Origin of the sequence: Oribacterium sp. C9, assembly GCF_002007235.1 — a bacterium.
Lineage (GTDB): Bacteria > Bacillota > Clostridia > Lachnospirales > Lachnospiraceae > Oribacterium.
The window spans coordinates 104,881-118,047 of sequence record NZ_MUHW01000014.1 but is presented as its reverse complement, the minus strand read 5'-3'; the positions used below and the strand labels follow the sequence as shown (position 1 = coordinate 118,047).

Annotated in this window: 12 protein-coding genes; 2 read left to right on the top strand and 10 right to left on the bottom strand. The window is 39.5% G+C overall.

Annotated features, from left to right (window positions below):
* Window positions 1-66 precede the first annotated feature (66 nt).
* From BXO88_RS10155 to BXO88_RS10135, 5 genes are all read right to left on the bottom strand, one after another.
* On the bottom strand, window positions 67-996 hold the full coding sequence (locus tag BXO88_RS10155) for a sugar phosphate isomerase/epimerase family protein (protein WP_078037621.1): 930 nt from the start codon (window positions 994-996) through the stop codon (window positions 67-69).
* A gap of 15 nt (window positions 997-1,011) precedes the next feature.
* On the bottom strand, window positions 1,012-1,956 hold the full coding sequence (locus BXO88_RS10150; RefSeq protein ID WP_078037620.1) for a sugar phosphate isomerase/epimerase family protein: 945 nt from the start codon (window positions 1,954-1,956) through the stop codon (window positions 1,012-1,014).
* Window positions 1,957-2,016: 60 nt separating this feature from the next.
* Window positions 2,017-3,231, bottom strand: a complete 1,215-nt coding sequence (locus BXO88_RS10145; protein ID WP_078037619.1) for an MFS transporter — start codon at window positions 3,229-3,231, stop codon at window positions 2,017-2,019.
* A gap of 124 nt (window positions 3,232-3,355) precedes the next feature.
* Complete coding sequence (locus BXO88_RS10140; protein WP_078037618.1) at window positions 3,356-4,444, bottom strand: zinc-dependent alcohol dehydrogenase; 1,089 nt, start codon at window positions 4,442-4,444, stop codon at window positions 3,356-3,358.
* 24 nt (window positions 4,445-4,468) lie between these two features.
* The gene (locus tag BXO88_RS10135; protein ID WP_078037617.1) at window positions 4,469-5,680 is read right to left on the bottom strand and encodes a hypothetical protein; all 1,212 of its coding nucleotides are present in this window, start codon (window positions 5,678-5,680) and stop codon (window positions 4,469-4,471) included.
* Window positions 5,681-6,031: 351 nt separating this feature from the next.
* Between BXO88_RS10135 and BXO88_RS10130 the strand changes: the two genes are divergently transcribed.
* Window positions 6,032-7,030 carry a LacI family DNA-binding transcriptional regulator gene (locus BXO88_RS10130; protein ID WP_078037616.1) on the top strand — a complete coding sequence of 333 codons (999 nt, stop codon included), beginning with the start codon at window positions 6,032-6,034 and terminating at the stop codon, window positions 7,028-7,030.
* A gap of 88 nt (window positions 7,031-7,118) precedes the next feature.
* Here BXO88_RS10130 and BXO88_RS10125 read toward each other — a convergent pair whose 3' ends face one another.
* The 5 genes from BXO88_RS10125 to BXO88_RS10105 form a co-directional block, all read right to left on the bottom strand.
* The gene (locus BXO88_RS10125) at window positions 7,119-8,108 is read right to left on the bottom strand and encodes a carbohydrate kinase family protein (RefSeq protein ID WP_078037615.1); all 990 of its coding nucleotides are present in this window, start codon (window positions 8,106-8,108) and stop codon (window positions 7,119-7,121) included.
* A 14-nt stretch (window positions 8,109-8,122) separates the two neighbouring features.
* Window positions 8,123-8,998: a class II fructose-bisphosphate aldolase gene (locus BXO88_RS10120; protein WP_078037614.1), complete on the bottom strand. Its 876-nt coding sequence runs from the start codon at window positions 8,996-8,998 to the stop codon at window positions 8,123-8,125.
* Window positions 8,999-9,013: 15 nt separating this feature from the next.
* Window positions 9,014-9,910, bottom strand: a complete 897-nt coding sequence (locus tag BXO88_RS10115) for a sugar phosphate isomerase/epimerase family protein (RefSeq protein WP_078037613.1) — start codon at window positions 9,908-9,910, stop codon at window positions 9,014-9,016.
* Window positions 9,911-9,926: 16 nt separating this feature from the next.
* Window positions 9,927-10,772, bottom strand: coding sequence for a sugar phosphate isomerase/epimerase family protein (locus BXO88_RS10110; protein WP_078037612.1), 846 nt, complete (start codon window positions 10,770-10,772; stop codon window positions 9,927-9,929).
* A gap of 102 nt (window positions 10,773-10,874) precedes the next feature.
* Complete coding sequence (locus BXO88_RS10105) at window positions 10,875-12,254, bottom strand: MATE family efflux transporter (RefSeq protein ID WP_168171680.1); 1,380 nt, start codon at window positions 12,252-12,254, stop codon at window positions 10,875-10,877.
* Window positions 12,255-12,421: 167 nt separating this feature from the next.
* Between BXO88_RS10105 and BXO88_RS10100 the strand changes: the two genes are divergently transcribed.
* Window positions 12,422-13,042 carry a Crp/Fnr family transcriptional regulator gene (locus BXO88_RS10100; RefSeq protein ID WP_078037610.1) on the top strand — a complete coding sequence of 207 codons (621 nt, stop codon included), beginning with the start codon at window positions 12,422-12,424 and terminating at the stop codon, window positions 13,040-13,042.
* Window positions 13,043-13,167: the final 125 nt, after the last annotated feature.

Genomic DNA, 13,167 nt, shown 5'->3' with positions numbered 1-13,167 from the left:
GAGGTTCTTTTCTATTCAATTGGCGCTTATTTATGAATTACAGGAATGCTCCTTTTCATAAAAAAATCATTTGTAAATTGGCGACAAAATATTGTCTATATACCATTTTGACAAAAGCATGGCTGCAAGATTATCAGGAGCACCATCGGCCTCAACTGTAGCCCAACCCTTAAACTCATGCTTTTTCATCTTTTCGTAGAGACCTGTCATATTCACACAACCGGCACCCAGCTCGTAGAACCAGCGCTTACCTTCATCATCATACTCTGCACCGGCCTTGAATCTTTCTGATTCAGGCAGACTCTTCTTGTTTGTATCCTTAAGGTGCATATACTTTACTCTCTCATGCCATCTGTCATAAAAATCTACAATATCGACACCCATGATGGAAACCTGAGCCGTATCAAGGCAGTATTTTACGTATCTCGGATCTGTTAACTCAAGCAGTTTCTCATGATTGCTTAAATTGACAGCACACCAGAATTCATTATGAATCGAAACGTCAAGTCCCTTCTCTGCTGCCATCTTTCCGACTTCATTTAATGCAGTAGCGACATTCTGTAACTGTTGATCACTTAAAGGACCGGTTCCGTAATACTGTCCGGCCGGCATGATGATCAGAGTTTCTGCATTCAGTTCAGCAAGATCATCAATTATCTTCTTCTGATATTCAAGAATTCCCGGCAGATTTTCTGCTTTTTCTGATCCCATGTTGATACTGAATCCGCCTGTAACCTTTTCGATGCCTCTCTTCTTTATAAACTCAGTAAAATTCTTCAGGCTGCCAAACTGCATCTTGATAAAATCAATCTGATACCAGACTAATTCAATTCCCTTATACCCGGCTGTGGAAAGGTACTTTAAAATGTTATCCCAATCCATGAAATAACCATTTGCTGTGAAGTCCTTATCATACCACTCTCCAAGATTATGAATTTCTTTAAACTGAGGCACTCCCCACATATTCATCTGAAAGCTGTATTTAATATTTTCCATCTTTACACCTCCGCTTTACACAAAGAATTTCTTCTTATATGCCTGCATCTTCATCATTGTCTTTTCAATCTGGAATGCTTCCTTTGACTCCATGGTGATCCACTCATCATAGCCGGCATTTTTAAGTGCATTGTAAGCACCAACCATATCAACATCGCCATTTCCAAATGTGCAGTACACTCTCTGCTGCATTCCCTCCTGAGGTGCTTCCGGTAAAGGAGTGGCAAAGAGACCCATCTTATCTACAAATTCAGTATCATTCATCTTTACACAGCAAAGTCTTCCTGCATATTTTTTAATCATGGCTATCGGATCTGTTCCTGCGATATGAAGCTGTGCCAGGTCCGGACTGTACAATACAGATTTCGGAAGCTTATCCATGAGAGAATCAACCAATTCGCCACGGAACATACCGTAGAACTCATTTCTGACAGATACTGTAATTCCTGATTTCTTCGCCATATCATTTATTTTTATTATGGTTTCTGCAGTTCTTTCTTCAAAGCTTTCCAGAACATCAGATCCATGGAATACGCCCTGAGTCATTCCAAACATAGGTGAAGGTGAAACTATCAGATTTTTACTTCCTGCATCTGAAAGAACACCGATTGTTTCCGATGCCAGCTCTAAACATTTTTCAAAATATTTTTCTCTTGGAACATGCTCATCAAGCATAGTTAATAAAATGTTCTGTCCTGAAATATGTAAACCAGATAGTCCAGACCTGATTCCACAGTCCTGAAGGAATTTCTGATAACTAGCCGCTGAACCATATTTTGATCGAATTGCTTCAGCACAAACTGGTGCGCCGCCTCTTCCTCCGTTAAATGACCATGCCTGAAATGGAATTTCCAGACCTTCATAACCACACACACCAATCATTTCATACATCTCATTCCAATACCAAAGTGCCAGATTTGATGCACAACTTGTGGTTCCCAAACTAAAAGAGTACTTCATTTTTTTATCTCTCCATTTCTCTATATCTCTTTGATTTTAATGCGGAATCCCGCCCGCATTTTATATAAGAGATTCCGCTGTAGTAAATGATTCCTTTGCAAAACGTTCTTCTGCCCTTTCAACAAATCCCTTCTTTATAGGAAGTGCAATAATTGTTGCGGCTACACCTAAAACGGCCATAACGATGTACGATACATCCCAGTTTGCTTTTGCAGCTACAACTGCCATAAGCATTGGCCCTCCGCTTCCTACAAGCTGATTGATTGTAAGAACTGTCGGATAAGCTTTCTGAAAATTGTATCTTCCCCAGTACTCTGATGTCATAGACATAATAAAGTTTGCTGATCCGCCTGTACCGATACCAATTAAGATAAGTGAAATAACAAGCAATGGTGTAGAAGGAATTATATTCATAATACAAGCAAGCACGCAGGAAAGAATTGTGAAGATAAGTCCTGTCTTCGGTGATGTCTTATGTGCAATAAAGCCACACAGAAAGCTCCCCGGGCAGGCGCAGAAAGCTGCGATCATTAAATAGACCACTGCCTGATCAGGCGAATATCTTCCTGTTGAAAGCAGTCTCGGAACCATTGTTCCCATACATCCTGAAGCAATTGCAAACAAATATGCATTTGAGATTCCAAGTAACCAGACTTCTTTTGTCCTGAGAAGACGTTTTATCGTCCATGGACTGTTTTCACTAAGTCGCTGTCCTTCTTCCAGAATAGCCTTAGCCTGTTCCTTAGTCATGTTATGATCATTATCAGGAAACTGACCTCTCTGCTCCGGATATTCAGAAAATGTAAAAAAACCAAATAAACATATGACAAGTGCAGCTACTCCTAATACAATGTAGGCATTGGAAAATCCCAGTTTCCTGTTCAAAACAGTAAAAACTATAGATCCAAGCCCAGTACCTAAAGGAAATCCGATCGTTGTTATACCTGTAACCAGTGCTTTTTTGCGTGGAAACCAGTTGTTAATGAGCGAATGGTTTCCCAAAGTTCCCCATAACGGATATGCAATGTAACAGACAATAAACGCACATGTGAATAATATAAGATTTGTAAGCTGTCCCCAGAGGAAGATACCCACGGCATATAAACAGCCTGCTGATAAAATCAGCTTACGAAGTTTGATCTTACCTTTTCCATATAACTGACCGATGATAAATATAAACAGAATTGCAGTCCAGGCACCGATAGACTGAAGTGACAGTAAATAGGTCTGATTCCAGCCGTTTCTTTCCTCAAATAAAGCAACTGCAACGTTCATAGTTCCATTTCCCAAACTAAAAATGAGAAACGTAAGAAAACAATACAAAACCAGTAAACTGCCGTATTTCCCCAGCCCTTTTGAATGACTTTTCACTTTTTTCCTCCACGAATAATGCAAAGTATTATTGTTTCGGATCTACAATAATAACACCCTTAACTTTTGGTTCCTTTGATTCCCTCATAAATCTGATTCCTTTCTCCGCGTCTTCAAGAGAAAACTTATGAGTAATGATCTTGCTTAAATCAACCTGGCCGCTGGCAATAAGTTTGAATACCTGATCCCATACAAGAGGGGCAAGCCATGAGAACTTCAAAGTTTTCTCTGCCTTCAGGCAATCAAGCACAGGAACTGCAAGCTTATCATTAGGACCGGCCTGTCCAAAAAATACAATAGTTGCACAAGGACCTGTTACATTTAACGAATCCTGGAGTGCCTCAATGCTGCCTGCCGCAAGAATCGCTCTCTGTGCAAGCTCTCCGCCATTCAGTTCTCTGACTCTGGCAGCTACATCAGACGCATAGTACGGAGAATCTGTTCTTGTATTATTGATCACATGATCTGCACCGCACTCAATAGCCTTCTCTAATCCATAATCCTTTCTCGCTACAACAATTACCTTTGCTGCACCAAATGCCTTACAAAGCTGAGTCATCATTAATCCGATTCCGCCAACTCCATAAATTACAACTGTCTGACCGGGTAAAATATCAAGTCTGTTTACGGCATGTGTCGCACATGCAAGGGGCTCAGAAATGGCAGCATGTTCAAAAGGAATTGAAGGATCGATCTTAAATACATTTGTATACTTTGCTTTAACGTACTCAGCCATAGCGCCGTCCACGCTTGTTCCGATTACTCCGGCATGTGTACACTCATTAAATTCTCCACGCATGCATGCAGGACAGGCACCACATGTCTGTACAGGATTTACAGCAACATGATCGCCAACCTCAAACAAATTTAACGGCTTTACTGCTTCACCGATTTCAACAACTTCACCTGAAAATTCATGTCCGAGAATCAGTGGACCTTTTCCGTCAGCTGTATCAAGCGGACTCTCTCCATAGTAATAAACCAAATCCGAACCACAGATACCGGTCGCTTTTACCTTTATCAGAACCTCGGTTGGATCGATTTGCGGAATGGCTTCCTCACGATACACCATTTTTAATGGTTCCATAAATCTGTTAACTTTCATTGTTCCCTTCATTTTTTATCTCCTTGTCTTTTAGATTTATTTTTTAGTTTTTGTTCTTGTTCCTGAACCCTGCAGGATTTTTCCATCCGGACCGAAATGCTTCAAAATCACAAGCGGTTCATACTTCGATGTATTCGTGATCTTTACTCCCTTTTCAGCAGCCGGTTTACTTACAAAGAATTCATCTGCTGTCAACTCTCCATAACGGATGAGAGTCGGCGATTCACACTCATACTTTCCGATTGTTCCATGACCCTGAATAACAAGACAGCCGTATGCACAAGGATCACTTACAATTGCTGTCTGTCCCGGATATACGGTCAGTTCCTTGGCACCTACGTATTCATTACCGTATACGATCCAGTCCTGACTGCAAGTCTCATCAGAAAACTCATTCTGTGGTCTATGGAAAAATCTTTCACGATAATCCGGTGCTGTATTCAATTCCCAATCTGCTACCTCAAAAATGTTCTTTAAATCAGATTTTTCATCTTCCGGAATATAAGCTCTTAAATCATCTTCATGGAAGACTTCACCATTTACGACATTTTCCCAAATAGCCATTGCATCACTGTTCCACTGTGGTTCATATGTGCAAAGAGAACCCGGTGCATGCACAACACCTGCGGGTGTGTACCATCCTGTATCAAGTTCAATCCTGAATGCCCTGGATAATTCAGTTATTCGGGTATCACATTTTGAGTAATTCTCAAGTCTCTCCATTACTTCTTCTTTTGATACCGATGGATCAAAGCCAAAATAGCTGACCGGCATAGCACCTAAATGATTGTTGTACTGCCTTGGGAAGAAATAATGTTCATGCTTTGGTAAAACTCCGACTTTCTTACAGGCTTCTTCCGTGTGATGAATGTGATGGAACAGCGGATACTGATAATCATAAAACTTTGAAAACATCGGCCACGTTCCATATCTATCCATCAATTCCTGACCGATTAATTCAGCCCCTAATTCATCTATAAAGTCCTTAAACAAAATTACATGTTCAGGGTTGTCATCCAAATTAACAAAACTCATTCCCTCGTATTTTCCGGCGCCTTTTGTTTCCACATGTGTTATAGAACTGAACCATCGCTCTACTATTGCGCCTCGATCCATACCCATTGCAAAATAATCATCAGGATGAAGTCTTAGTCTCCTTCCGGGGCGGTTAAAAGGTCTTGGAACCCATGTCGGTGTTAACTGAAGAATGCCTTCATTTTCTTCAAACACTTGTCTGATTTTATTCATTTATATTCCTTTCAATGATATTTATTCGTTTAAATCATACGAAAATAATTAACATTTCTATACGATATTCGGCTATTTATACGTATAAACCTGTTGGGAATATACTAGCATCACTTCCGACCTCAATCAACAAATTTCCGTGCCCTTTTGGCAACTTCGTCGATTTTCTAATTATTTAATTTGATTTTTTGTGTATTTTTACCCCTTTTATCAAAATAGTAATGTTATCCGGTTCGAATTCATCACTTGATTTTTCGAAAAATCAGCCATTTTCACACAAGTAATTACAAATTGTTTTTTTATATTTTAAAATGTACAATTAAGAACGAGAAAACAGAAAGGATATCTACTATGGCTCCTAAACGTGCAACCATGAACGACGTTGCGAAACTGGCCGGGGTTACTCAGGCAACAGTTTCTTATGTTATTAATAATTCTGCAAACATATCAGATGAAGTAAAAGAGCGTGTTTATGAGGCTATCAAACAGCTTAACTACAGTCCGAATTTCAATGCACGTGCATTGAAAACACGCACCTCAAGTATTGTAGGTATCATTCTGCCTGATATCGTCAATCAGTATTATTCACGTATGGTTGAATATCTTGAAATCTTACTCAGTAAAAAAAACCTCCACACTATGGTCTACACAACTTCCTATAATCCCGAATTTGAACAGGAAATCATTCAGCGGCTGCTTTCTGTGGATGTATGCGGAATCATTGTCCTATATCAGTTTTCGAATCCCGAAAACTGGAATATCCTGAAGCATTCCGGAAAAACAATTATTGCACTTGAAGGCGGAGCGCACTGTTCCGAGATCGGAATCATGAATGTTCGAACCAACAGCTTCGCCGGTGAATATATGGCCACTAAATTCTTATTGGATGAAGGGGCAAAAAGAATTGCTTTTATTCACCAGACAGCAGTAAACGAATCCCTGCAGGATAGATTAATGGGGTACACTCAGGCAATGAAAGATGCTGAATTATTTCAGCCTATGGATATTCACTATATCAATAACAATGCTGACTTTTATCAGGAATTAAAAAAAGTAGGAGAAGTTCTTTGTAAAACACCGGTTGATGGTATTGTCAGCACCTCGGATTTGATTGCCATAGGTATAATCCGACAGCTGAGCCTTCATGGCATCAGAGTTCCGGATGATGTTCGTATTGTTGGATATGATAATGTTCCTTTTGCTTCTTTCTTTATACCTGCACTGACAACAATAGCCCAGCCTATGGAGGAAATCTGTAACCGGATTATCGAACTGCTTTTTTCGGATGATGAGCAGATTTCGCAAAACAATAATGCATTTGAGCCTAAACTGATCATACGGGAAACCTGATTTTTCATTTTTGATTATTAAAACAAAAACGGGCATCGTGACTGTTTGTCACGATGCCCATTTTGTTAAGACTATTTAAAAATGTTTTCTATTTCCTGTATAAAGAATCCAATTTCCAAATCTCAGCGGCGTCTCTCAGTCCGTCTGTTCCATTTTGTTCAGCTAATGAGCATGCTGCAGCTGCTGCCGCAAACCGCATTGCATCTTCTATGGACATACCTGTATATTTCCCATACAAAATACCACTGCAGAAAGCATCTCCGGCACCTGTATTTCCCTTGATATAGTTTTCAGGCAGCTTTAAACTCGGGACATATGTTACCTTATCCTTTGAACATTCCATTCCATAAGCTCCTGCTGCAGTGTGAATGACAATCCAGTCAGACACTCCCATATTCCTGATTTCTTTCAGAACAGTTTCTACTGTCTCACCTGTCACAGCAATACCTGTAATAGCTTCAGCTTCCAGCTCATTAATAATACAATAATCTGTGTACTTCAAAGCCGGAACGACTACTATCCTCGCTCTTTCACTCTGTTCTGACACCATATCAATTGCAGTCTTCATTCCATGCTTTTTTGCTTCACACAGGATTCGTGCTCCATGTGTACCATATTCATGATCAGAGGCATCTACTTTTTCCATGAGAAGCAGATATTCGAGCACAAATATTTCACTCGAAATCTTATCCCATTGAATCGCACTTATATCATAACTGTCGCTTGCCTCTCCCTGAAAAAAGAATGTTCTTTGCTTTGTATCCAGCGGATGAATGACATGCGTTACAGAACTTACACCTTTTCGAGTCACATTATCTAAATTAACATTAGGATAACTCTCCAAGGTATTCCACAACATGTTGCCCGCTTCATCATTGCCAATTATAGCACTGACTTTTACAGGTAATCCCGGATCCATCTTAGCCAGATCCAAAATCATATTTCCGCTGCCGCCTGCATTCCATCTTGTGCCGCGAATATTTGAAAGATAACCTTCCGATGGATAAGTATCTGTTGTATAGACTACATCCGCAATCAAAGAACCGGCTACAGCTATTCCTTTTCTTTCCTTTGTCATCTGCTTATACCGCCTTAAGCTTCTAAACTAAAAATACGAATCGCATTAATAACGTCTTTTTTCATTGCTTCACGGGCAATTTTTGGAATATCATGGAAAAATACAGACTCTCCGGACTGTACATTATCCATTGCCTCTTTAACTGCTTTTCCGCCGACAAGAGCCATATAGGTATAATAATTTATTTTACGAATACCATTGCGAATAGCAGTCTGGAACTCTTCCTTGCTAAGGCCAGATCCTCCGTGCATAACAAACGGAATATCGATTTTCTCTCTGATCCTTGTTATCCGGTCAAGATCAAGCTTAGGTTTTACTGTATAAATACCATGAGCTGTTCCAAATGCTATTGCCAGAGCATCCACTCCCGTCTTTTCTACGAAATCTTTTGCAACATCAGGATCAGTATAGATACTATCCGGATCCAGTTTATCCCGATCCTCAGCTTCGACACCATCCATTCCGATATCTGACGTGATTATATGACCTAACTCTGCCTCAACAGAAACACCTATACTGTGTGCCAAACGACACACAAGCGCCGTGTTCTTTACATTATCCTCATAACTTAAAGCAGAAGCATCAATCATTACAGAAGTAAATCCTAATCTCATAGCAGTCATGCAGGACTCTACTGTTGTTCCATGATCCAGATTGAGACATACCGGAACTGATGCTTTGTTTGCATACATGACCATTATCGGTGCAATTTCTTCCAGCGGAATCAATGGAGCATGTACTTCCGCATAATTAATAATTACACCCTTGCCGGTTTCTTCCGCCGCTTCTATGATTGCCTGTAATGCCTCCAGATTGTAAGCATTGAACGCCCCGATGGCATAACCATTTTTACATGCATCTTTCAAGACTTCATTCATTGAAACAAGCATTGATTTTCTCCTTTTCTACCTGCAGTATTTTTCGTTAAAAGCATCAACTGTTTCTTTACAATGACGAATTGCATTCCATGCATCCGGCCACTCGCAAAGATCGATCGCCCACCATTCGCCATCGTATCCTGCTTTATTCAACAGCGCAGGAATAACCTTATCAAAATCAATTTTTCCTTCACCAAATGGTGCATGTGTACTTGTTCCCGTTACATTTAATGTTCCGTCGGAATCAATAAGATGAACAAATCCGATTCTGTTTCCAAGCTTCTCGATAAATTCAAGAATTCCGCCTTCAAGTTTATCTTCTTCAATATGACGGGCTCCCATTACTGATGACATATATCCATGACATGTATCGAAAAGAATCTTGAAATTCGGCTCATTGACTGCCTCATAGGTTTCAAGTATATATTTAGGCTCATTAATCATAAATCCGGGCTCAAACTCCCAGACAACCTGCTGACCGTACTTGCCTGCTATTCTTGAAATTCTCTTGAAATTATCGGCTATTTTTTCACGGCATTGTGCATAAGTCTTTCCTTCCGGAACGATCGGCTGTGTACCACTGTCAACACGGATACAGTTAAATCCCATTTCATGACAGAATTCAGCTGCTTCCTCGAATAGAGCAATCCACTCTTCTGACTGTTTTAACGAATCCACGCTCCATAAATCAGCTGCATAATCTGCAACTCCAAGCTTATTATCCTTTAATAATTTCGCCAGTTCTGCTCTTTTCTCCGGTGTATTGTATCTCTTTGGATTTGCATGCGGTTCAAATCCACCCATACTGATTCCGTCAAAATTCAACCTATGTAATTCTTCAACAACTGTTTTAAGATCAATAGGGTTATCTGCAAAATTCTCCCCTGTAAAAGCCCAGCTTCCAATAGATATTTTCTTCTTCATGATTTACCTTCTTTCATTATGCAAAAACTGTACTTAAAAACGGAATTCCCTGCTCAGGAATAGCTTCCGGTGACTCACAGAATGCACGCCATACAGATGCAGACTTGGCGATTTCCTTGCATTCCGGTGTAAATGACTCGATAACACAATAATCATCGTAGCCTATATCCTTAACTGCTGAAGCAATCGCTGCCCAGTCAAAGTTATCTCTTCCGGGAATGCCTCTGTTATTTGCGCATGTATGAAGATGGAATACCTTATCACCGGCTTTTCGGATAGCAGCAGGAATGTTCTCTTCCTCGATATTCATATGAAAAGTATCTAAAAGAAGGCCGACATTATCAAAACCGATTCTGTCAATCAATTCCAATCCCTGATCTACAGTATTGATAAAATCTGTTTCAAAACGATTCAGCGGTTCAATAGCTAACCGAATTTCTTTTTTCTTTGCATATGCAGCAACAATTTTTAAATTTTCTACTGCCCAGTCCCACTGCTGAGCTTTTTCTTCGGGAGTCTGCTGACGGGCTTTTCCGCAGGCAGAATACATCGGGCCTACGACTGTTCTGCAGCCTATTTTTTCAGCCACATCTATCATGCCCTTAATATAATCAATTCCGCCCTGACGGTACTCAGGATTATCAGATGATACATCTCTTGTTTCACCAAATGCACCACAAACTGTAGTTGTTTCTATCTGATACTTTTCTTTTGCCTTGTTGATTTCATCGACATCGATTGATTCAAAATCTTCTATACAGATTTCGTATGAATCACAACCGTACTTTTTTGCTTTGGCAAATATTTCCATAGGATTTGAAAATGGAGACTGCCAAGCGAGAGAACTTAAACCAAATTTCATAATAGAACCTCCAAAAAGTTATTAATCCATTCAGTTTATACGTATAAATAGCTTGCATTTATAATACTAATTTATTTTTTCGCTGTCAACATTTTTTCTGTTTTACGCTGCTTCTGAGTTCTTTATTCTTTGTGGATTTTTTACTATATCAGTTTTTTCCTTTGAATTTCCCAAATAAATCATAATACATATTACAGCAAGTATTATTTCAACTACCGGCTGAGCTGCTATTGCACCGTCAAGACCAAATACCTTATTGAGAAAAAACACTCCGGGGATAAAAAGGATAATGTTTCTCATCATGGTTATAAGCAAAGAATTTCCGGCTTTTCCCAAAGCCTGAAAATAGGCAGTTATTGTATTTATGATACCGAGACATGGCGCTGATAGTGAAAGGACACGTAAAAATGATGCTGATACCGCAATCAGTTCATTATCATAAAGTAACACTCCTGTAAGGATAGGACTTGTGATCAGAAAAAGGGCTGTAAATAAACCTCCCAGAACAATTCCGTCTGCTGTTGCATATTTCATCACTTTTTTCAGTTTTTCATTATGTCCTGCACCGTAACAATAACCCATAAGCGGCGCTACACCCTGACTAAGACCAACACTAAGCATTATTGGAAACATGTCAATCTTATAGGCGATTCCATATGCGGCAACAGCATCTGAGCCATATAATCCGATGTAGTTATTAAGTAATATATTGGAAGTGCCTATCATAACAGTAATCAGTGCTCCGGGTATTCCTATCTTTACAACATTTGCCGGTATTGACGGTGCGATGACAAGATCCTTCGGTGAAAGACTGTAAAGTTCATTCTTCTTAAACATCTCTTTAACCATACAGATACTGTAATACACTGTCGAACACAGGAAACCTATGGATGTAGCAAGAGCCGCTCCGGCAGTTCCCTTTCCCATTAGTACAATGAATACCCAGTCAAGTACAATATTGACACCATTTCCAATGACTATACCTATAGTCGCCTCTTTAATAAGCCCTCCTGATCTGAATATATGTACCATTCCATTTGAAAGGATGATAACCGGTGCGCCGATAAAGATCCATTTGAGGTAATCATAGGTAAATTGCACATTCTCATCATCTGCTCCTGCAAACGATGCAACCTGTTTTATGCACATACATCCCAATACCAGAATAAAGGTCCCTGAAACAGCCATTGCATAATTACAAAATGTTATACATTTTCTGGCCTGATCAGATTTCTTTTCCCCAAGCATTCTCGCTATCACACTGTTTCCACCCATTCCGAAGATACTGGCTATTGACATTATGATCAAAAGAATTGGCGTACATAGTGTTACTGCAGCAATCTGTGCAGGATTGTTGGTCATCGATACAAAATATGTATCTGCCATGTTATAAATAAGTGTAGCCAATGTTCCAAGCATGGTCGGAATTCCTAAGGTAACTATCGATTTTTGAATGTTCTTCTCTTCAAATACGTTATACATAAATCCTCCTTCTATATTGAAACGACGCATATTCTATAATAAAATCGAATCAATAAGCGGGACATATGTCCTGTTTTAAGATAGTCTGGAAGGATTTTTCAAACATAATCAGCGGACTTGCGAAATTGTATGAACTGGAATCGTGAATAATCCATGGATGAAAAAAAATGAAAAGATTTTACAACAAAGAAGCTATTGAATCGGCAATTTCACAGAGCCGCTACAGAGATATTTTAAAAAATCTTAACGTACCTATGTTTATCTGTGAATACGAAGATGGAGAAATAGTTGTCGCTCCGTTTCATGAAAGCAGCATATTTCAGATCACCATCTCCGGAAGTCTGTCAATTTACTTTGTCCGTAATGACGGAAGCAGCTACCACCTGGCTTATTCAGAGATGGATTCATTTCTTGGAGAAAATGAGCTTTTTGACTCTGTTAATTGTGGCGTTTACGGAGAAGCCTCCGGAATTCGGAGATGTCTTGCTTTTCCGATCAGCGAAAGCAAACAAGCACTTCTTGAAAACGCGGCTTTCCTAAGAGTGCTTGCTAAAATTCTTGATGAAAGACTAAATCATATCGCTTTACAGGATGCAGTTTCCACTTCTCTTACAGAGCGGGTCATTTCATATATGACATATATCTGCAAAGATAAAACTTTAAAAGGAATTGAAAAAAATGCATATCAGCTACACTGCAGTTCCAAACAGCTTCAAAGAATCCTGAACTCTTTAGAACAAACAGGTATTGTCAAAAAAATAGGGAAAGGATCATATACGATGATTTAGGCACTAATGAAATCCCTTCTTAACTTATCCTTGACAAATGGTACACTTCACAATAGAAAGACCTCCATGGATTAACACCCAAGTGTCCAATCCACGGAGGTCTGTTTGAATCTTTTATAGTATTC

Bases quoted from the DNA above. Each gene is read 5' to 3' on its own strand.
- BXO88_RS10135 (WP_078037617.1), bottom strand. From the start codon at position 5,680: ATGAATAAAATCAGACAAGTGTTTGAAGAAAATGAAGGCATTCTTCAG.
- BXO88_RS10150 (WP_078037620.1), bottom strand. From the start codon at position 1,956: ATGAAGTACTCTTTTAGTTTGGGAACCACAAGTTGTGCATCAAATCTG.
- BXO88_RS10155 (WP_078037621.1), bottom strand. From the start codon at position 996: ATGGAAAATATTAAATACAGCTTTCAGATGAATATGTGGGGAGTGCCT.
- BXO88_RS10145 (WP_078037619.1), bottom strand. From the start codon at position 3,231: ATGAACGTTGCAGTTGCTTTATTTGAGGAAAGAAACGGCTGGAATCAG.
- BXO88_RS10125 (WP_078037615.1), bottom strand. From the start codon at position 8,108: ATGACAAAGGAAAGAAAAGGAATAGCTGTAGCCGGTTCTTTGATTGCG.
- BXO88_RS10130 (WP_078037616.1), top strand. From the start codon at position 6,032: ATGGCTCCTAAACGTGCAACCATGAACGACGTTGCGAAACTGGCCGGG.
- BXO88_RS10100 (WP_078037610.1), top strand. From the start codon at position 12,422: ATGAAAAGATTTTACAACAAAGAAGCTATTGAATCGGCAATTTCACAG.
- BXO88_RS10140 (WP_078037618.1), bottom strand. From the start codon at position 4,444: ATGAAGGGAACAATGAAAGTTAACAGATTTATGGAACCATTAAAAATG.
- BXO88_RS10115 (WP_078037613.1), bottom strand. From the start codon at position 9,910: ATGAAGAAGAAAATATCTATTGGAAGCTGGGCTTTTACAGGGGAGAAT.
- BXO88_RS10110 (WP_078037612.1), bottom strand. From the start codon at position 10,772: ATGAAATTTGGTTTAAGTTCTCTCGCTTGGCAGTCTCCATTTTCAAAT.
- BXO88_RS10120 (WP_078037614.1), bottom strand. From the start codon at position 8,998: ATGCTTGTTTCAATGAATGAAGTCTTGAAAGATGCATGTAAAAATGGT.
- BXO88_RS10105 (WP_168171680.1), bottom strand. From the start codon at position 12,254: ATGTATAACGTATTTGAAGAGAAGAACATTCAAAAATCGATAGTTACC.